This is a genomic window from Stappia sp. ABD4_338, assembly GCF_056312175.1.
The window spans coordinates 2875484-2894903 of the sequence record NZ_CM149982.1 but is presented as its reverse complement, the minus strand read 5'-3'; the positions used below and the strand labels follow the sequence as shown (position 1 = coordinate 2894903).

16 protein-coding genes are annotated in these 19420 nt (G+C 65.4%); 8 read left to right on the top strand and 8 right to left on the bottom strand.

Annotated features, from left to right (window positions below; all coding sequences use genetic code 11):
- The first annotated feature begins 128 nt into the window (after positions 1–128).
- Positions 129–2339, top strand: a complete 2211-nt coding sequence (locus tag ACYX4S_RS13010) for a putative bifunctional diguanylate cyclase/phosphodiesterase (protein ID WP_476360486.1) — start codon at positions 129–131, stop codon at positions 2337–2339.
- Here ACYX4S_RS13010 and ACYX4S_RS13005 read toward each other — a convergent pair.
- Positions 2324–2737, bottom strand: coding sequence for a tellurite resistance TerB family protein (locus tag ACYX4S_RS13005; protein WP_422070302.1), 414 nt, complete (start codon positions 2735–2737; stop codon positions 2324–2326). The genes ACYX4S_RS13010 and ACYX4S_RS13005 overlap by 16 nt on opposite strands.
- Before the next feature lie 249 nt (positions 2738–2986).
- Here ACYX4S_RS13005 and ACYX4S_RS13000 point away from each other — a divergent pair, with 249 nt between their 5' ends.
- Positions 2987–4654, top strand: coding sequence for a lysine--tRNA ligase (locus ACYX4S_RS13000; RefSeq protein ID WP_476360485.1), 1668 nt, complete (start codon positions 2987–2989; stop codon positions 4652–4654).
- A 93-nt stretch (positions 4655–4747) separates the two neighbouring features.
- Here the strand turns inward: ACYX4S_RS13000 and ACYX4S_RS12995 are convergent, their stop codons facing one another.
- The 3 genes from ACYX4S_RS12995 to ACYX4S_RS12985 form a co-directional block, all read right to left on the bottom strand.
- A complete protein-coding gene (locus tag ACYX4S_RS12995; protein ID WP_476360484.1) occupies positions 4748–6457 on the bottom strand; it encodes a methyl-accepting chemotaxis protein in 1710 nt (569 codons plus the stop codon).
- A gap of 377 nt (positions 6458–6834) precedes the next feature.
- A complete protein-coding gene (locus ACYX4S_RS12990; protein WP_476360483.1) occupies positions 6835–7680 on the bottom strand; it encodes a thermonuclease family protein in 846 nt (281 codons plus the stop codon).
- Positions 7681–7718: 38 nt separating this feature from the next.
- Positions 7719–8351: a S24 family peptidase gene (locus tag ACYX4S_RS12985; protein WP_476360482.1), complete on the bottom strand. Its 633-nt coding sequence runs from the start codon at positions 8349–8351 to the stop codon at positions 7719–7721.
- 239 nt (positions 8352–8590) lie between these two features.
- Here ACYX4S_RS12985 and ACYX4S_RS12980 point away from each other — a divergent pair, with 239 nt between their 5' ends.
- Genes ACYX4S_RS12980 through arsC form a run of 3 tightly spaced genes read left to right on the top strand, consistent with a single transcriptional unit; the run spans position 8591 to position 10403 of the window.
- Positions 8591–8932: a DUF952 domain-containing protein gene (locus tag ACYX4S_RS12980; RefSeq protein WP_476360481.1), complete on the top strand. Its 342-nt coding sequence runs from the start codon at positions 8591–8593 to the stop codon at positions 8930–8932.
- On the top strand, positions 8932–10044 hold the full coding sequence (locus ACYX4S_RS12975) for a quinone-dependent dihydroorotate dehydrogenase (RefSeq protein WP_476360480.1): 1113 nt from the start codon (positions 8932–8934) through the stop codon (positions 10042–10044). Before ACYX4S_RS12980 ends, ACYX4S_RS12975 begins: the two co-directional genes overlap by 1 nt.
- A complete protein-coding gene (gene arsC, locus ACYX4S_RS12970; RefSeq protein WP_476360479.1) occupies positions 10041–10403 on the top strand; it encodes an arsenate reductase (glutaredoxin) in 363 nt (120 codons plus the stop codon). Before ACYX4S_RS12975 ends, arsC begins: the two co-directional genes overlap by 4 nt.
- On the opposite strand, the gene betB is transcribed toward arsC, so the two are convergent.
- From betB to betI, 3 genes are all read right to left on the bottom strand, one after another.
- A complete protein-coding gene (gene betB / locus ACYX4S_RS12965; protein ID WP_476360478.1) occupies positions 10397–11860 on the bottom strand; it encodes a betaine-aldehyde dehydrogenase in 1464 nt (487 codons plus the stop codon). The two genes, arsC and betB, sit on opposite strands and share 7 nt — an antisense overlap.
- 78 nt (positions 11861–11938) lie before the next feature.
- A complete protein-coding gene (gene betA / locus ACYX4S_RS12960) occupies positions 11939–13594 on the bottom strand; it encodes a choline dehydrogenase (protein WP_476360477.1) in 1656 nt (551 codons plus the stop codon).
- A gap of 4 nt (positions 13595–13598) precedes the next feature.
- Positions 13599–14198, bottom strand: coding sequence for a transcriptional regulator BetI (gene betI / locus ACYX4S_RS12955; RefSeq protein ID WP_476360476.1), 600 nt, complete (start codon positions 14196–14198; stop codon positions 13599–13601).
- A gap of 553 nt (positions 14199–14751) precedes the next feature.
- On the opposite strand from betI, the gene ACYX4S_RS12950 reads away from it, so the two are divergent.
- From ACYX4S_RS12950 to choV, 3 genes are all read left to right on the top strand, one after another.
- Positions 14752–15699 (top strand): choline ABC transporter substrate-binding protein, encoded by a 948-nt coding sequence (locus ACYX4S_RS12950; RefSeq protein ID WP_476360475.1) that lies wholly within the window; start codon positions 14752–14754, stop codon positions 15697–15699.
- A 147-nt stretch (positions 15700–15846) separates the two neighbouring features.
- Positions 15847–16692, top strand: a complete 846-nt coding sequence (gene choW, locus ACYX4S_RS12945; protein WP_293719727.1) for a choline ABC transporter permease subunit — start codon at positions 15847–15849, stop codon at positions 16690–16692.
- Positions 16692–17732: a choline ABC transporter ATP-binding protein gene (choV, locus tag ACYX4S_RS12940; protein WP_476360474.1), complete on the top strand. Its 1041-nt coding sequence runs from the start codon at positions 16692–16694 to the stop codon at positions 17730–17732. The genes choW and choV overlap by 1 nt, the downstream gene beginning before the upstream one ends.
- A 7-nt stretch (positions 17733–17739) precedes the next feature.
- On the opposite strand, the gene ACYX4S_RS12935 is transcribed toward choV, so the two are convergent.
- Complete coding sequence (locus ACYX4S_RS12935; RefSeq protein WP_476360473.1) at positions 17740–19125, bottom strand: MATE family efflux transporter; 1386 nt, start codon at positions 19123–19125, stop codon at positions 17740–17742.
- Positions 19126–19420: the final 295 nt, after the last annotated feature.

The following is a 19420-nucleotide window of genomic DNA, read 5'->3' as shown; positions in this document are numbered from 1 at the left end:
GGGAAGCGTTCGCAGGGAGAGGTATAAGCAGTTTCAGGGGGTTGGACGGAACCTTGGGGCGTTCCCGGAGAGGCGGTACGGACTGTGCCAAGAGCTTCCCGGTTGCTTTCCGCAGGTAGGAGCCGGTCATGGGGACGAAGACGCGAAGCAAGAGCGGGTCTGGCCGTCTCGGGGCATCCCCGAGCGGGGAGAGTGATGCCGAATGGCCGTTTTCCGTCTCTCGGGACGTGGTTCACAGCGCCATCATAGACATGAGCCGGGCCGGGGTTTTTGTGTGTGATCGCGAATACCGGATCTGGGATGTCGACGGCACCTTCCTTGACATGGAGGAACTGCCGCGCTCCGAGGTGATCGGCAGGACCGTTGCGGAGGTTCTTGGCGACGAGGTGTTTGGCCTCCGAAGGACCAATATCGACCGCGCCTTCGCGGGGATCGCCTCCAGACTGAGGACGCCGGGACTGCGCAAGCGGAATCGCGGGCGCGTGCTCGAGGTGTTTTTTCGCCCTGTTTTCGATGCGGCGGGAAAGGTCGCGTGCGTGGCGTCCACCGCACGTGATGTTACCCAGTTCGAACAGCTCAACGAGCGCCTGTCGCTGCACGAGGAGATCGTGCGCCAGACCGCCGACCGTATCGCGCTTGTCGGTCGCGACTTTGTCTATCGCTTCGCCAATGCCGCCAACGCGGCCTTTTACGGCATGACGCCGAGCGAAATGGTCGGCGTCCACGTGCGAGACCTGATCGGGGGCGAACGTTTCGACGGTCGTGCCCGCGCCCGCTTCGAGCGGTGCTTCGCCGGCGAAAGCGTCGAGTACGAATATGAAGTCAGGCAGACTGCCGGGAAGTCGATCTTCGTGCGCATTCGCATGGATCCCTATCGCGACCGCTCGGGGGAGATAACCGGCGCGCTGCTGGTGCTGCGCGACGTGAGTGCCCAGACCAGGCTTGCCCGCGAGCTTCACCGCCAGGCGCGCGAGGATGTGCTCACAGGGCTGTCCAATCGTCTCTGGCTGCAGGAGGAACTCGCCAATGTCCTGAACCGTGTCGACGGTTCGGGCGAGACCTCGGGTCTTCTGACGATCGACATCGACGGCTTCAAGCTCGTCAACGACGTTGCGGGACATACCGCCGGCGATGCACTCCTGTGCCAGATCGCGGACATGCTGCGCTCCTTCGAGGCGAATGAGGGAGTCAGTTGCGCCCGCTTTGGCGGAGACGAGTTCGCGGTTCTGGTCGAGGGGGTTGGAGAGCGGGAGGCGAGCGCGCTCGCGGAGAGCATCGTCTCGACCCTGGACAGGATGCGGTTTTCCTGGGACGGCTCGATCTACCGTGTCAGCGCCAGCATCGGTGTCGCCATGATCGAGCCGCGTGCGACAACCGATCTGCCACGCACCATCGTCGAGGTCCTGCACCAGGCAGACCAGGCGTGCCTGCACGCCAAGGAGACCGGTGGCGCCAGGGCAGCGGTCTATCGACCGGACACGGCCGAGATGATCGCCCGGCGGACCGACATCGGCAACATCCAGCTCATTCGCCGGTCTCTCGAGCACGGAACCCTGCAACTCCACACCATGCCCATCGCGCCCATCGACGGGACGAGCGAACCCATGCGCGAGGTTCTTCTGCGGTTCGTGGGAGATGACGGGCGCATTCTTCCGCCTTCGTCGCTGATCGCGACCGCCGAGCGGCACGGACTGATGCAGGAGATCGACCGTTGGGTCGTGTCAAATGCCCTTGCGCATGTGGGCACGCTTGCCGACGACGAACGCATCACGATCAATCTTTCCGGCCTTTCGGTCGGGGACCGGGATTTCAAGTCGTTCCTGCTCGATGCGCTCGATTCCGCGCCTCAGTCGGCGCTGCACGTGAGTTTCGAGATCACGGAAACGGCGGCGGTGCGCAGCATGTCGACGGCGCAGGCCCTGGTCTTCGCGCTGCGTCAGCGCGGCTGTGGCGTCATTCTGGACGACTTCGGCTCGGGGCTTTCGTCGTTTGCCTATCTGAGGCAGTTCCCGATCGACAGCCTCAAGATCGACGGCAGCATCATCGGCGACGTGGCGCATGACAAGCTGCAGCGCACGATCGTTGCCGGCATCGTCGCGGTGGCGCGCCAGATCGGCGTCTCGGTGATCGCGGAATATGTCGAGGACGCCCGCACGCTGGAGGTCCTGCGCGAACTTGGCGTCACCCATGCCCAAGGCTATCACGTGGGACGCCCGACCCTTTGGGTGGAAGGCATGGACACGGGCGGCGAAATTCCGCCACGTGTCGTTTCGAGCGGGTCTTCCGGTCTTGGGGAAGGTGCCGGTTCCGAGGGAAGCGGGACTCAGGCGCCGCGATAGCGGGCCTGTGCGCCGCGCTCGATCGCGGCGACCGTGAGCTTGTCGAGGCCGAGCGCATCGCGCAGCATCTGCAGGACCCTGAGCTCCTCGCGCGCCACCATCAGGTCGGCGGCGGCGATCTCGACCGCAAGCGCATACGCGGTGTCGCGATAGGAGAGCGGCACGCTGTCCGCGATCAGCGCGAAGGTGTCGGCCATGCCCGTTTCGGCCTGCAACCTCTCGCTGCAGTCCTGCGCCACCGGGAGAAGGCGCTGCGGGTCGAAGCCGCGGAACGCTGGGGCTGTCTTGATGATTTCGCCGATCGCGTGCAGTTCCCGATCGGTCATGCTGCTGTCGGCGGCAGACACCATCACCATCGCGTAGATCAATGCTTCCTGCAGGCTGACGTTTTCGTTCATCGTGAAACCCTGGATCTTGTCGAGGTCGTTCTGGGCTCCTCCAGGAGCTGCTTCCTGCTCTAAAGCGCCCGCCCCACCCATGCAAGCCGCCTGTTGGCGGCGGTTCACCCCGGCAAGGGCGTGCGAGCGCGGTTTTTTGCCGTTTTCCGGTTTCGTTTGCCGGTCGCTTGCAGTAGTGTCCGGCGCGTCTGCGGGCAGGTGCCGCGCGCCTCGTCCGCTCTTCTTTCCAGCAACAGAACCGGTTTGATCATGACGTCAGTGAAGCTGCCTCCGCTCGACCTGTCTCCCGCCCTCATCGAGGCGGCGAAGGTCTCGAAAGCCTGGCCTTTCGAGGAGGCGCGGAAGCTGCTGAAACGCATCGAGGGGCGCGACCCCTCCCGGCCGGTCCTGTTCGAGACGGGGTACGGGCCATCGGGGCTGCCTCACATCGGCACCTTCGGCGAGGTGGCACGCACGACCATGGTGCGCACGGCCTTCCGCGTGCTCACCGGCGACAGGATCCCCACGCGTCTGTTGTGCTTTTCCGATGACCTGGACGGGATGCGCAAGATCCCGGAAAACGTGCCCGACCGCGCCGCGCTCGAGCCGTATCTGCACAAGCCCCTGACGGCGGTTCCCAACCCCTTCGGCGGCGATCACAAGAGCTTCGGCGATCACAACAACGCCATGCTGCGCCGTTTCCTCGACCATTTCGGCTTCGAATACGAGTTCGCCAGCGCGACCGAGTACTACAGGTCCGGACGCTTCGACGAGGTCCTCCTCAGGGCGGCCGGCAAGTATCAGGACATCATGGATGTGATGCTGCCCACGCTCGGGGCGGAGCGGCAGGCGACCTATTCGCCGTTCCTGCCGATTTCGCCCACGACGGGCCGCGTGCTCTATGTCCCCATGAAGGCCGTCGACGCGAAGGCAGGCACGGTCACCTTCGAGGATGAGGATGGCACCGAGATCACGCTTCCGGTGACTGGCGGCAACGTCAAGCTCCAGTGGAAGCCGGATTTCGGCATGCGCTGGGCTGCGCTCGACGTCGATTTCGAGATGTTCGGCAAGGATCACCTGACGAACGCGCCGATCTATGACCGCATCTGCGAGATCCTCGGCGGCAAGGCGCCGGAGCACTTCGTCTACGAGCTGTTCCTGGACGAGAACGGCGAGAAGATCTCCAAGTCGAAGGGCAACGGTCTGACCATCGACGAATGGCTCACCTATGCCTCGCCGGAGAGCCTGGCGCTTTACATGTTCAACAAGCCGAGGACCGCGAAGAAGCTCTACTTCGACGTCATTCCCAAGGCGGTCGATGAATATGTGACCTTTGCGACGCGCTATCCCTCCATGTCAGTCGAGCAGCAGCTCGCGAATCCTGCCTGGCATATCCATTCCGGCAATCCGCCGGAGGTGGATGTTCCGGTCTCCTTCGCCATGCTGCTGAACCTCGTGTCCGCCTCCAACGCGGAAAACAAGGACGTCCTTTGGGCCTTCATCTCCCGCCATGTTCCGGGTGTGACGGCTGAAAGCCATCCCAAGCTGGACGAGTTGGTCGGCTACGCGATCCGCTACTTCGACGACTTCGTCAAGCCGACGAAGGTGTTCCACGCGCCCGACGACGTGGAGCTTGCCGCGCTGAAAACACTGGATGCCACGCTTGCGGAGCTGCCCGCGAACGCGGACGGCAACATAATCCAGGACGCCGTGCTTGATGTGGCGCGCCCGATCGAGCGCTATCAGGACGAGAAGAAGAAGGGACCGGATGGCGGTCCGGGTGTCTCCGTGTCCTGGTTCAACGCGCTCTATCGGCTCCTGCTTGGCCAGGAGCGTGGACCGCGCTTCGGCTCCTTCGTGGCGCTTTACGGCATTCCCGAGACCCGGGCCCTGATCGCCAAGGCGATCTCCGGCGAGCTGGTTGCCGGCAACGCCTGAGAAATCCGATCGCGCATGAAACGGAAAAGCCCCGGCGGGATGACCCGCCGGGGCTTTTCTTTTTGCCGAAGGAAACATGGAGAGGCCGGCCGGTCAGGCGGCCCGCACGGTTTCCAGAAAGCGATCCATCTGCGTGCGCAGGACAGCCGATTGCTCCGCCAGTTCGTTGGCGGATGACAGAACCTGCGCCGCCGCCGAGCTCGATTCCTGTGCCGCGACCGTGACCCCGGTGATGTTGTCCGTGACTTCCTGTGTGCCCTGAGCGGTTTGCTGGATGTTGCGGGCGACCTCGGTCGTCGTGTTGCTCTGCTCGCCAATGGCGCCGAAGATCGCGTCTGAAATCGAGCTCATGTCGTCGATTGTCTTTCCAATCGAAGCGATGGCGTCGCCCGCGACCGTGGTTGAGCCCTGCATGGACTTGATCTGACCCGAGATCTCGGCCGTGGCCTTCGCGGTCTGCTCGGCGAGCCCCTTGACCTCGTTTGCAACGACGGCAAATCCCTTGCCCGCCTCTCCGGCGCGTGCCGCCTCGATGGTGGCGTTAAGTGCAAGCAGGTTCGTCTTTTCCGCGATTTCGTCGATCAGGCTGATGATGGCGCCGATCTGGTCGGCATTCTGGCGCAACTCGCGCATCTGGCCGTTGGTGCGCTCTGCCTCGCTGACCGCGCGTGCGGCCACGGATTTCGACTGTTCGGCCTGGCGACCGATCTCAGTTGCGGAACTCGCCAGTTCCTCGATAGCTGCGGCGACCGTCTGCACGTTCATTGCGGCCTGCTCCGCCGCGCTGGACACCGAGGCCGACTGCGAACTCGTCTCTTCGGCCGAGGAGGTCAGCGTGCTGGCGGCCGCCTGGAGTTCGGCCGATGCCGAGGAGACGATGTTGACGATCTCGCCGACGGCACCTTCGAAATCGTCCGCGAGGCGGACCATCTCCGCGCGGCGTTTTTCCGAGGCGATCCGGTCCGCCTCGGTCTTCTCTTCGGCCTCGCGGCGGGCTTCTTCGGCAAGTTTCACCTTGAATGCCTCAACCGCCTTCGCGATCTCGCCGATTTCGTCCTTGCGGTCGCGGCCGGCAACCTGGATGTCGAATTGGCCGGCGGCGAGCTGCTGGACGCTTCCCATGAGCGCCCGGATCGGATTGACGATACCGAAGCGCGTGATGAGAAAGCCGATCAGGACGCCACCGAGAATGCCCGTTCCGGCGAGGATCAGCATGAAGCGTTCGCTGGACTGATAGACCTGGGTGGCCGACTGCCGTGCCTCGTCCACCTGATTTTCGATTTTTCCGGAGAGGTCGATAAAGGCCTGGCGCAGCTTGCGGGTTGCCCCGAGAGTCCGCGAAAGCGACTCACGCAACTCGGCCACCTGCTCCGCCGAGCGATCCTCGCCGAACGTTCGGTTGAACTCGATGTCCTCGTCGATTTCGTCCTGCAGGGAATTCCAGAGGCGCTCGATATCCGCAAGATCTTCCGCAATCAGTGTCGAGTCGTTTTCACGAATGCTCCGAACGCGGCTGGCGAAGGTCTTGCGCTCCTTCTGGATGCTGGCGATCGCCTCCTGGATCACCTTATCGCTTGGGTCCGCCGCCATGCGGTAGTCCTCACGGCTGACCGCGAGAAGGTTGGCGCCAAGCATGGCAACGAGACGCGAGTTCGTCGCCTGCGTATCCATTTGGACGCTGGCACTGTTCATTACGTTCATGGCCGTGGTGGCCTGATAAGTGAGCAAGGCTGCGATCGCGCTCAGAAGTGCGACGACGCAGATGACCTTGTACAGGGTCTTGAAATTTGAGAACCGGATCACCGTGTACCCCCAGGGAGAAATGGAAACGATGCTGGAGCGAGCCGGAAGGTATTCGAGCAAAGGAGCGGGCAAGATTTTTATTTCATGTGTATGAAAGTATTTATTCTTGATGTTCCTTTTGAATAATCTCCATGTCTTTCACTTCAGCGAAGTCATGATCAAATGAATGTAAATTTAGGTTAAAAATTTGTTTATGGTGCACTGGTTGTTCAAATTTTTCTTTGAATATTCAAAGGAAATCGCCTCGGTATATGGTCGGGATTTCTGGCGAGCCAGTTTCATGTGCGATTTAGTCGAGTGAAACATGCGACTGGGCCTGCTCGGTCGTGCAAGAGGAACCGCCTGAAGCGTTGTTCGAGACGTGCGGGCCTGGATCTTCAGGGTGTTGGGTTCGCCGCGTTTGACAGAGCATTGCGGCCGTCCCCTTCAGCGGGAGAAGGCTGGATCGCGGGGCTGTCCGGAAGGACGCCGGGAAGGTCGAGTTCGAACTCGGGTTCCACCGGCCGGGAGAGTTCCGGGTCCAGTTTCGGCAGTCCCTCGAGCTGCCAGCGTCCCTTGCGCTCATTGCGTGCGGTCTTCGCGGCTTCCACGAGGGCTTTCGGCGCGCCGTCTTCCGGGAGCGCCCAGCCCTGTTCGACCATCCAGGTGGCGAGGTCGGTGGTGTTGCGCCTGCAGGTCGCCGTGACCGGGCCGTTTTCCGGACGATCGATGTCGGAGCAGGTGATGGCGAAACGGCGGACGAAGGCACGAAGCGCGGTGCGCGCGCGCACGCCACAGGGCCAGGAGCCGCCGAGGTGCGACGGGCAGGCCGCGTCCAGGCCGGGCGCCTCGATGCCCGCGAGGCGGATCACGAGCCCGTCGGCTTCCAGTGTTCCCCCGTCCAGCACCACCGGCTGGCGTACGGTGATCTCGTCGGGCACCTCCCGTTTCTCAACTTCGGGCAGGCGCGGGGCGACACGTTTCAAGGGCCCGTTGACGGGGGGAAGCGGCAGAATACCGCCTGGCGTGACATTGCGCAGCGTATCCGGCAGGGGCGCCGGCGGCAGACTGGCGGCGAGGGCCTCCTCTGCCGCGCGACGTTCGGCTTGTTCGTTTTGCAGGGCGATGCGGGCGCTGGCTTCCTCGGCCGAGGGGGGAGGGGGGGCGGTAAGGCGCAGGAGCGCGAGCACGACGAGGCCGACCGTCGCCAGACCGGCGGCAAGCGGCAGCAGGATACGTCTCATTGCGATCTCCTCGGGCGCGCGGGTGGCGTGCCCGTCTTTTACTGGCTCGCCCAGATCACCCTTGCGATCCAGGCAATTTCGGTGATGCCATGGCGCAGCGGCGGGTCGCTTTCGCGCGCTCCGGCGAATTCCACGCGGGTTCGGGTCCGGCGCAACAGCACATGGGCCGAGAGTCGCCCCCCGGCATGACGGACGAGCACCCTGTCTCCCGGACGGATGTCGGCTGCCGGGGAGACGACCAGAACGTCACCGTCCCTGTAAAGGGGCATGAGGTCGCGCCCGTGCACCTTGAGCGTCAGGTCATGATCTGGAAGCGCCGCCACCCGTTCCGCCGCTTCCACGTCGTCATGGTCGGGCCAGCTTTCCGAACTGGCCGCGGCGGCATCGCTGAAGAAGCCGGCCATTGCCGCCGGTGGCATGGGCGTCATGGAGGACGCTTCGGGATGCCGCATGAGCGCGACGAACTCGGCCAGATCCACCTTCGTGGCGTCGAGAATCTTCGAGATCGATTCCATCGACGGCCAGCGCGGGCGTCCGTCCGCGGCAATCCGCTTGGACGGGTTGAATGTCGTCGGATCAAGGCCGGCGCGACGGGCAAGGCCCGATGGCGTCATCCCGTTGTGCCGGGCCAGCCGGTCGATCGCCGACCATACGCTTTCGTGCGACAACATGCGCCCGCTCCATGCCCTTGCGGAGACCCGCCCCGGTGCGCCCCGGCGACCGTCCGGCGGAACTTGTCCCCGCTCCGGTATATATTCCTATTGATGCCGGTGTGCCAGTGCGCTGCCGCGTCGTGCGGACAAATGGCAGGGGTGTCGACATGTCTAAGTCCGCGCGCGGCCTTGTGCGGATGCCTGTCACCCTGTAATCCGGCGGGCGCGGACGAGGGCACGAGACGAGGGCGCAAGGCATGACGCTGATCTACAAGATTTCCCCGCGCGCGGCGTGGCGCGCGGCAGAGGATGCGGGCGTCTACACCGGAGCGCCGGTCGACCTCGCTGACGGTTTCATCCATTTCTCAGCGGCCGATCAGGTGCGGGGCACGGCGCAAAAGCACTTTGCCGGCCAGTCGGATCTGGTGCTTGCCGCCATCGACGCGGAAGCCCTTGGCGACGCGCTCAGGTGGGAGCCCTCGCGTGGCGGAGCGCTCTTCCCCCATCTTTACGGCGACCTCCCGATGAGTGCCGTCGTCTCCTGCGTTGCCCTGCCGCTTGGCGGTGACGGCAGTCACGTCTTTCCGGAGGGGCTTTGATGTTCGCGTCGCTCGCTTCCGGACTGGCGCGGCGCGCGCTTTTCACGCTCGACGCTGAAACCGCGCACGGCCTGACGGTCAAGGCGCTTGCCAGCGGCCTCGCTCCCGTTTGTCCGCCGACGGCGGACCCGCGTCTCGCTGTTCATGCGGCGGGCCTCGCATTTCCCAATCCGCTTGGCATGGCGGCCGGGTTCGACAAGAACGGCGAGGTGCCGGACGCGTTGTTGCGCATCGGTTTCGGCCATACCGAGGTGGGAACGGTCACGCCGCGACCGCAGTCGGGAAACCCCAAACCGCGCGTGTTCCGTCTTGAACGGGACAAGGCGATCGTCAACCGGCTCGGCTTCAACAATGACGGTCACGCCGCGTTGCTCGCCCGTCTCGATGCGCGCGCCGGCCGCGATGGTATCGTCGGCGTGAATGTGGGGGCCAACAAGGACGCGGAGGACCGCGTCGCCGACTATGTGACCGGCATCGAGACCTTTGCCGCCTGTGCGTCCTATTTCACGGTCAACATTTCCTCGCCGAACACGCCCGGACTGCGCGACCTTCAGGCCCGCGCCGCGCTTGCGGAGCTTCTGGGGCGTGTCGTGGAGGCGCGTGAACGGCAGGTCGAGCGTGTGGGGCGCCGCGTGCCGGTTTTCCTCAAGATCGCGCCCGACATGGACGAAGCGGGTCTCGATGACATCGCGGCCGAGGTGCTGGCCTCCGGCATCGAAGGGCTTGTCGTCTCCAACACGACTCTGTCTCGCGCCGGTGTGTCGGATCGTAAGGGGGCGTCGGAAACGGGGGGCGTGTCGGGGCGCCCGCTCTTTCGCCGTGCCACGATCACCCTTGCGCGGATGCGCCAGCGTGTCGGTCCCGATCTGCCGATCATCGGTGTTGGCGGCGTCGGCAGCGGCGAAGCCGCATGGACCAAGATCGCCGCCGGCGCGACCCTGCTTCAGCTCTACACCGGGCTCGTCTACGAGGGACCTGAACTTCTCTCGCGTATCACGAAGCACCTTGCCGCCAGCCTCGACCGGGAAGGGCTTGCGAACCTTTCCGAGGCCACGGGGCGCAATACGGACGCCTGGGCACGCCTCAACCCGGACGGGGAGGGCGGCATATGAGCGGTGAAGCCATCATCTGGCACAATCCGCGCTGCTCCAAGTCGCGGAGAACGCTGGACCTCCTGCGCGAGGAGGGCGTTGAGCCAACGGTTCGCCTCTATCTCTCGGACGCGCCCGATGTAAGAGAGATCAGGTCGGTTCTCGCGGCCCTTGGCCTCGACGACCCGCGTGCGCTGATGCGGACCTGCGAGCCGGTCTACCGTGAAGAGGGACTTGACGAGGTTTCCGATCCGGATGCTCTCGTCGACGCGATGGCCAGGCATCCGATCCTGATCGAACGCCCGGTCGTGATCGCGCGCGGGCGTGCGGTCATCGGGCGCCCTCCCGAGGCTGTTCTCGCCCTCCTTCGCGCTCAGTAGGCGCTTTCGACGTCTCCCATCTCGACGTAGACGGACTTGATCTGGCTGTAGTGCTCGATGGCCGCGTGCCCGTTCTCGCGTCCGATGCCGGAATGTTTCATGCCGCCGAACGGCATCTGGATCGGCGTCAGGTTGTAGGTGTTGATCCAGCAGGTTCCCGCGTTCAGGCCGGCGATCACACGGTGTGCGCGCGTGATGTCGCGGGTGAAGACGCCCGCCGCGAGGCCGAACTCGGTCGCATTGGCGCGTGCCACGGCTTCGTCCTCGGCCTCGAAGTCGAGAACGCACATGACGGGGCCGAAGATCTCCTCGCGCGCAATCGTCATGTGATCGGCGACGTCGGCGAAGACCGTCGGCGTCACGAAGAGCCCGTCCGGCAGTTCCTCGACCCTGGCCCGGTCACCGCCGCAGACGAGGCGTGCGCCCTCGGCCTTGCCGGCCTCGATATAGCTGGTGACCTTGTCGTATTGCGCCTGCGACACGAGGGGGCCGGTGTCGACGGCCTCGTCCATCGGGTCCCCCATCCGCGCCTTCGCGGTGCGCTCGGCGAGCCGGGCGAGGAAGGCTTCCTTGATGCCCTTCTGGACGAAGACCCGTGTGCCGTTGGAGCAGATCTGGCCGCTTGAATAGAAGTTGGCGTTGATCGCCGCCGAGACCGCGTTGTCAAGATGGGCATCGTCGAAGACGATGAGCGGCGACTTGCCGCCAAGCTCCAGTGTTACGTGCTTGAGCGTTTGCGCCGCGAGTCCGGCCACCTTCGTGCCCGTGGGAACTGATCCGGTCAGGGAGACCTTCGCGACATCCGGATGGCTCACGAGGTGCGCGCCTGTCTCGCCGAAGCCCTGGACGACGTTGAAACAGCCGTCGGGAAGTCCGGCTTCCTGAAGGATCTCGGCAAGCTTCAGCGCCGACAGGGGCGTGATTTCCGATGGCTTGAACACGACGGCGTTGCCGCACGCTAGGGCAGGCGCGGACTTCCAGCAGGCAATCTGGATCGGGTAGTTCCACGCACCGATGGCCGCGACAACGCCCAGAGGCTCGCGGCGCGTGTAGGCGAAGGAGCCGCCGAGATCGATGTGCTCGCCCGTCAATGTCCCCGCCAGTCCGCCATAATACTCAAGGCACTCGGCGCCCGAGGCGGCATCGGCGACCAGCGTTTCCTGAAGCGGTTTGCCCGTGTCGAGCGTTTCCAGTTCCGAAAGCGCACGGTTGCGTTCGCGAAGCAGTGCCGCCGCCTGGAGCAGCACCCGCCCCCGCTCGACCGGGGGCGTTGCCGCCCAGATCTTCTGTCCGGTGCGTGCGGCGGCCACCGCCGCGTTCACTGTCTCGGAGCCGGCCGCATGAAGCCGCGCGATCACCTCGCCGGTGGCCGGATAAAGGCTCTCCAGCGGCCGGCCGTGGAGATCTTCCTGATAGGCGCCGTTGATGAAATGCGAGGCTTGCGGCTGTGCGCGCATGGGCGTCTCCCTGAAGTGTCTTGCGGGCGTGCGGCGTATCATCTTGAGGATAGCGGACAAACGGGGCCTGACCAGACCTCAGCGCTGGCTTGTCCGCCAGTCCGGGTGGATCCAGGGCTCCTGGTTGGAGGCCGGAAGCGGATCCTTGCCCATGACGAGGTCGGCGATCTTCTCGCCGACCATGATCGAGGGGCCGTTGAGGTTGCCGTTCGTGATCTGGGGGAAGATGGAACTGTCGGCGACGCGCAGGCCCTCCACGCCGATCACGCGCCCTTCCGGGTCGACCACGGCCATGGGATCGCCGACGTCGCCCATGCGGCAGGTGCCGCAAGGGTGGTAGGCGCTTTCCACGTGCTCCTTGATGAAGCCGTTGAGGTCCTCGTCGCTCTGAACCGCCACACCCGGCTGGATTTCCTTGCCGCGATAAGGGGCGAAGGCATCCTGGCTGAAGATCTCCCGTGTCAGGCGGATCGCCTTGCGGAAGTCCTCCCAGTCGTCCGGATGCGACATGTAGTTGAACAGGATCGATGGCGCGGCCCGCGGGTCGGGCGAGGTCAGGGCGACACGCCCGCGCGACTTCGAACGCATCGGTCCCACGTGCGCCTGGAAACCGTGCCCTTCCGCCGCAGCCTTGCCGTCATAGCGCACGGCAAAGGGCAGGAAGTGGTACTGGATGTCGGGATACTCGACGCCGGCCCCGGAGCGGATGAAGGCGCAGGCCTCGAAGTGGTTGGACGCGCCTAGTCCGGTGCCCGTGAGAAGCCAGCGCGCGCCGATCAGCGCCTTGGAAAACAGGTTCCAGTGCTTGTAGAGCGTGATCGGCTGGGTGCACGCCTGCTGGATATAGAGTTCCAGGTGGTCCTGCAGGTTCTGGCCGACCCCCTTGCGGTCGGCGATCACAGGAATGCCGAGCGCGGACAGGGCGTCCGCGTCGCCGACGCCCGACAGCATCAGAAGTCGGGGCGAGTTGATCGACGAGGCGGCGAGGATCACCTCGCGCGAGGCGCTGTAGGTCTCGATGCCGTTTCCGCGTGCGACCTCGACGCCCGTTGCCCGCGTGCCATCGAACAGGATGCGACGTGCGGTGACGCCGGAGACGAGACGCAGGTTGTCCCGCTTGAGCGCCGGCTTCAGATAGGCGTTGGCCGTCGACCAGCGGCGCCCGCGCCACACGGTCATCTCCATGTCGGCGAAGCCTTCCTGCTTCAGCCCGTTGTAGTCGGCGGTGGTCTCGTAGCCGGCCTGGCGCCCCGCCTCGATGAAGGCGTCGTAGAGCGGGCTCCACTTGGTTCCGCGCGTCACATGCAGCGGACCCGTCGAGCCGCGCACGCCCGCTTCGCCGCCGTGGGAGGTCTCCATGCGGGCGAAATAGGGGGCGACGTCCCTGTAGGCCCAGCCCTTCGCCCCCATCGCTTCCCAGGTGTCGAAGTCGCGTGCGTGGCCGCGCACATAGACCATACCATTGATCGAGGACGAGCCGCCGACGACCCGCCCGCGCGGCGTGGCAAGCCGTCGTCCGCCCAGATACGGCTCGGGATCGCTCGAAAAGCCCCAGTCGTAGCGTGACATGTTCATGGGATAGGAGAGCGCGGCCGGCATCTGGATGAAGGGTCCGGCGTCCGTGCCACCGGCTTCCAGCACCAGAACCCGGTTGGCGGGGTCTTCCGAAAGGCGGTAGGCCAGGGCCGCGCCGGCGGAACCGGCGCCGATCACGATATGTGTGGCGTCCTGCATGGTGTCAGTCTCCGGATTGGCCCTGTGGCGCGCCGATCTGCCGGTCCACGTAGTCCTCGACCCGGCGGATCGCGATGCGGGGCTGCGGCGGCCCCTCGGCGAAGACATGCTGCAGCCAAAGCCCGTCGATCATCGCGGCCGTTCCCTCGGCCGCCGCGCGGGCGCGCTCGCCGAGATCCAGCGCGCTGTAGGCGTGGGCGAGGTTCGAGACCAGACGCGCGTGATAGATCCGCAGCAGCCGGCGTGTTTCGGGCTCCGTGCGCGCCTGGAGATAAAACGCGAGCCACGCGGAGATCAGGGCGGGCTGGAACTGGGCCGGTGCGAAGCTTGCCGCGATCATCGCCGAGATACGGGTGCGCGAGCCTGTCGAACGACCCATGCGGGCTTGCGTTTCACGCGACAGGTCGGCGAGCAGCGCGCGCATGGTCGCGTTCAACAGTCCCGCCTTGGAACCGAAATAGTGATGGGCGAGCCCGCCAGACACGCCGGCGCGCCTCGCGATCTCTGCCATGGTCGCGTCCTGGAAGCCGCGCGCATGGATGGTTTCCACGGTCGCGTCGATCAGGGCCTTGCGGCGATGCGATTCCATTCCGATGCGCGGCATGGCGAGCCTCGTTGGTGGTGTGGGGCATGTCTGCGGTGCGACTGTTCGCCGGTGCGTTGCGCGTGTGCGCCAGCATTCGTTTCCGGACACGTCGACCGTTCGCCCGCTGCTTTTCAGGTCTATTTTTGATTGGTCATTCAATCAATGAAAAAAAGGCATTTTGGCGGAGCATTTGCCAACTCCTGCGAAAAGTGCTTTCATATCGGCCGTCGGGGTGCTGTCGGCCTTGTGCCGCCTGCGTCGACCCGGACGCAGCCTTGATGCTGTGCGCCACCTGTTTTCTCCGGGCCGGGACGAGCGTCCGGGGCACGGGTTGGCTGCCGCGCGAGGTGCGGGCTTCCGGAACGGGCGTTCGCCCCGCCATGCGACACTTGCGTGAAACGACGGGCCCCGCCCGGCGTGCAAGGTTCCCTTGCGCGATTGCGCGGGGCCGTCGCCGCGTTCATCATCCGGCCGCCAGGCCGGATCCGTTTCGTGCCCGTTGCCCTGTGCGCCGGGCACGTTGTGATCCTGGAGAGGGGTCGTGATCCTAAAGAGGGAAGGACAAGATCACATGACGACATTTGCCCTGCGATTCGGCGCTGCCGCGCTTGCTCTCGGCCTGTCGGCCGGAACGGCCTTCGCCGCGGAGCCCGCCGCCTGCAAGACGGTCCGGTTCTCCGACGTGGGCTGGACGGACATCACGGCAACGACGGCGGTTGCCTCTGTTGTCCTGGATTCGCTCGGCTACGAGACGGACGTGAAGATCCTCTCCGTTCCGGTGACCTACGCCTCGATGAAGAACAAGGACATCGACGTCTTCCTCGGCAACTGGATGCCGACCATGGAGGGCGACATCGCGGCCTACCGCGAGGACGGCTCGGTGGAGACCGTGCGTGCCAACCTCGAAGGTGCCAAGTACACGCTCGCCGTTCCGAAATACACCTACGACAAGGGGCTCAAGTCCTTCGCCGACATCGCCAAGTTCAAGGACCAGCTCGACGGCAAGATCTACGGCATCGAGGCGGGCAACGACGGCAACCGTCTCATCATCGAGATGATCGACAATGACACCTTCGGCCTGAAGGGATTCGAGATCGTCGAGAGCTCCGAGGCCGGCATGCTGTCCCAGGTCTCCCGCGCCACCAAGCGGGATGAGGACGTGGTGTTCCTGGGCTGGGAGCCGCATCCGATGAACGCCAACTTCGAGATGGCCTACCTCGATGGCGGCGATGACGTCTTCGGCCCGAATTATGGCGGCGCCACGGTCTACACCAACGTCCGCGCCGGTTATGGCGACGACTGCCCGAACGTCGGCAAGTTCCTCGAAAACCTCGTCTTCTCGCTCAAGATGGAGAACGAGATCATGGGCGCGATCCTCAACGACGGCACCGAGCCGGAGGATGCCGCGCGTGCCTGGCTGAAGGCCAACCCGACGGCCGCCGACGCATGGCTCGAGGGCGTCACGACGCTCGATGGCGGGGATGCCGCCGCCGCGCTGAAGGGCGATCTCGGCCTTTGAGGGGCGTCTGATCCCGAAACATGGCACCGCGCCGGGCCTTTTCGGTCCGGCGCGACACCTTGGGGCGGTGACGTCACCGCCTGTCTGCCGCGCCCGGTTCCGGGGGCGGCCTGATCCGAAATCCGGCATGAGAGGGGGCGGGCTGACGTGAACTGGCTGACCGACGAAAAGCTGCCGATCGGGGCCTGGGCGAAGTCCGGCGTCGATTGGCTCACCGACAATGGCGCCTGGTTTTTCGACGGCCTGTCCGCCGTTCTCGAGGCGATGATCGACGCAATCCTCGCGGTGTTGCAGGCACCGCCTCCGCTTGTGGCGGTGCTGATCGCCGCCGCGCTCGCCTACCTCGTCAGGCGCAAGGTGTCCTTCGCCGTCTTCGTCGCCGCCAGCCTCCTGCTCATCCTGAACCAGGGCTACTGGGAGGAAACGACGGAAACGCTGTCGCTGGTGATCGCGGCCTCCATCGTCTGCATGGCCATCGGCGTGCCGCTCGGCGTCGCCGCCGCGCACCGTCCCAGGCTCTTCGCCGCAATGCGACCCGTTCTCGACCTCATGCAGACGATCCCGACCTTCGTCTATCTCATTCCGGCCCTGATCCTCTTCGGCCTCGGCATGGTGCCGGGCCTGATCGCGACCGTCGTCTTCGCGATTCCCGCCCCCATTCGCCTGACACAGCTCGGCGTTTCCTCCACTCCGCGCCAGCTCATCGAGGCGGGCGAGGCGTTCGGCGCGACGAAGTCGCAGCTTCTGTGGAAGGTCGAGCTTCCCTATGCGCTGCCGCAGATCATGGCGGGGCTCACGCAGACCATCATGCTGTCGCTGTCCATGGTCGTGATCGCCGCGCTCGTCGGAGCGGACGGACTGGGCGTGCCGACCCTGCGGGCGCTCAACACCGTCAACATCGCGCGCGGTTTCGAGGTCGGCATCGCCATCGTGCTGATCGCCATCGTCCTCGACCGCTTTTTCCGCAATGACGGCAAGGAGGGGCGTTCGTGATGACCAGAACCGCCGTTTCCTTCAAGAACGTCGACATCGTCTTTGGCCGCAAGCCGCAATCGGCCTTTCCGCTGATGGACGAAGGCGTGTCGCGTGCCGACATCCTGGAGCGTACGGGGCAGACGCTTGGCGTTCATGACGCGACCTTCGACATTCACGAGGGCGAGCTTCTCGTTCTCATGGGGCTTTCGGGCTCGGGGAAGTCGACGCTCCTGCGCGCCGTCAACGGCCTCAACCGGATTTCGCGCGGCGAGGTTCTGGTGCATGACGGCGACAGCGGTTCGGTGAACCCCTCGACCTGCTCGCCGGCGGAGCTGCGCGCGCTCAGGCGTGGGCGGATCGCCATGGTGTTCCAGAATTTCGCGCTCCTGCCCTGGCGCAGTGTGCGGGAGAACGTGGGCTTCGGCCTCGAGCTCGCCGGCATGTCCGCTGCGCAGCGCCGCGAGAAGGTCGACAACCAGCTCGATCTCGTGGGGCTCACCCCCTGGGCCGACAAGCATGTGCACGAGCTTTCCGGCGGAATGCAGCAGCGCGTCGGGCTCGCTCGCGCTTTCGCCACCGACGCGCCGATCCTGCTCATGGACGAGCCCTTCTCCGCGCTCGACCCGCTCATTCGCGGGCATCTGCAGGACGAGCTTCTGGCGCTGCAGGACAAGCTCGGCAAGACCATCATCTTCGTCAGTCACGATCTTGACGAGGCGGCAAAGATCGGCTCGCGCATTGCGATCATGGAAAGCGGACGCGTGGTCCAGCTCGGCCGTCCGCAGGAGATCGTGCGAAAGCCCGCGGACGACTACGTGGCGGAGTTCGTGGCCCACATGAACCCGCTCGGCGTGTTGCGCGCGCGCGATGTCATGCGGCCGCTCGCCTCCGGTGAGGAGGGTCTTGCGGAAGCGGGCGCGCCCACCTGTGCGCCGCGCGCGCCGGTCCGCGAGGTGATCGCCCTGAAGAGGGCGAGCGATGGGCCGGTGCTCGTCGTCGAGGACGGTCGTCCGCTCGGCGTGGTTGGCGCCGACGAGATCCTTGAGTGTCTGTCCTGATCCGCGTTCACACGGTCGCGGCCGGAAATGTCGCGGCCGCGCGTCTGGGCGCGATCGCCAGAAGCGAGAAGCCGCGCATGGCGAGGAACACCGAGAACGCCAGCCACAGGCCGTGATTGCCAAGCAGCGGAAAGGCGATCCAGTAGACCGCCAGAAAGCTTGCCAGCGACACCAGCATCATGTTGCGCATGTCGCGTGACCACGTGGCGCCGATGAAGACGCCGTCCATCTGGAAGGCGAGAACGCCGAGCAGCGGCGTTGCCGCCGCCCAGGGCAGAAAGGTTTCGGCCACCTCGCGTACGTCTTCGGCCGTGGTGATCGTCTCGATGAGCAGCGGGCCGAGCGTCAGGAACACCACCGCCAGCAGCCCGGCGAGCACATACCCCCAGAGCAGGCTCAGCTTGAGCGACCGGTCGAAGGCGGGACGATAGCGCGCCCCGACCGCCTTGCCCGAAAGCTGTTCGGCCGCCGTCGCCAGTCCGTCGAGGAAGAAGCTTGCCACCATGAACAGCTTCTCCAGCACCGCGTTGGCGGCAAGAATCGTGTCGCCCTGCACGGCGGAGCGGGAATAGAAGAAGCCGAAGGCGGCGATCAGGGCGAAGGAGCGGATCATGATGTCGCCGTTGAGCGCCATCATGCGGCGGAACTTCTCTCTGTCCATCAGCCTTGCGCGCGAGGGAAGCGGCGCCCCTCGCAGCACCCGCCACGCGAGCAGGGCGCCGGCAAGGCAGGCGGCGGCTTCCGCGGCAACCGTGGCTGCGGCAACGCCGGTCACGCCCCACCCGAGACCCAGCACGAACACCACCGAAAGCGCGATGTTGAGGCCGTTGAGGCCGGTCTGGAGCAGCAGCGCCGTCATGGCCTGGCCCCGGCCGATGAACCAGCCGAGAAACGCGTAGTTCGCCAGCGCCAGGGGGGCGGACAGCGCGCGGATCGAAAAATAGGTGCTGGTCGCCGCCTGCACGTCCGCGCTGCCGCCCATCAGCCAGAGACCGATGCCGAGCAGCGGGAGGTGCAGCGCGACCACCGCAAGCCCGATGGTGGCGGCAAGCATCAGCGCCCGCAGAAGCACGGCACGTTCTTCCGTGTGCTCTTCCGCGCCCACCGCCTGCGCCGTCAGTCCCGTGGTGCCGGAGCGCAGGAAGTTGAAACTCGTGAAGACGAGGTCGAACAGCACCCCGCCGAGCGCGATGCCGCCCAGCAACGCCGCATCGCCCAACTGTCCGATGACCGCCGTGTCGACCAGACCGAGCAGCGGCGTGGACAGATAGGCGAGCGTCATCGGTACGGCGATGGCGAGAACGCTTCTGTTCGTCACCTCGAACGGTCGGACGCGCGGCCCCGTGACGGGTTCGGAACCGGTGTCCCCTGCGGGGCTGGTGTCATGGGCCACGAACCGTGTCCTTGTTCTGGGCGAAGCGGCGGGGAACTGCGGACGTGCATCGCACGTCCTCGACGGAAGGCCCTGAAATCTAGTCCATCGCCCGCGCGCGGCAAATGCCCTTTTCGGGAGGCGTTCGACTTTGAGGGGATGCCACCCCTCTCCAGCGTCACCCCGGGCAAGGGCTGCAGGACCGCGCCCCGGGGCCTATTGGCAACCCCAGCCGAGGGTGAAAGGTCCGGCGGGGGGCTGCGAGGGCGAGGCTCAGCCGCGCCGGCCTCACATGCGGCTGCGTGGATTGGGCCCC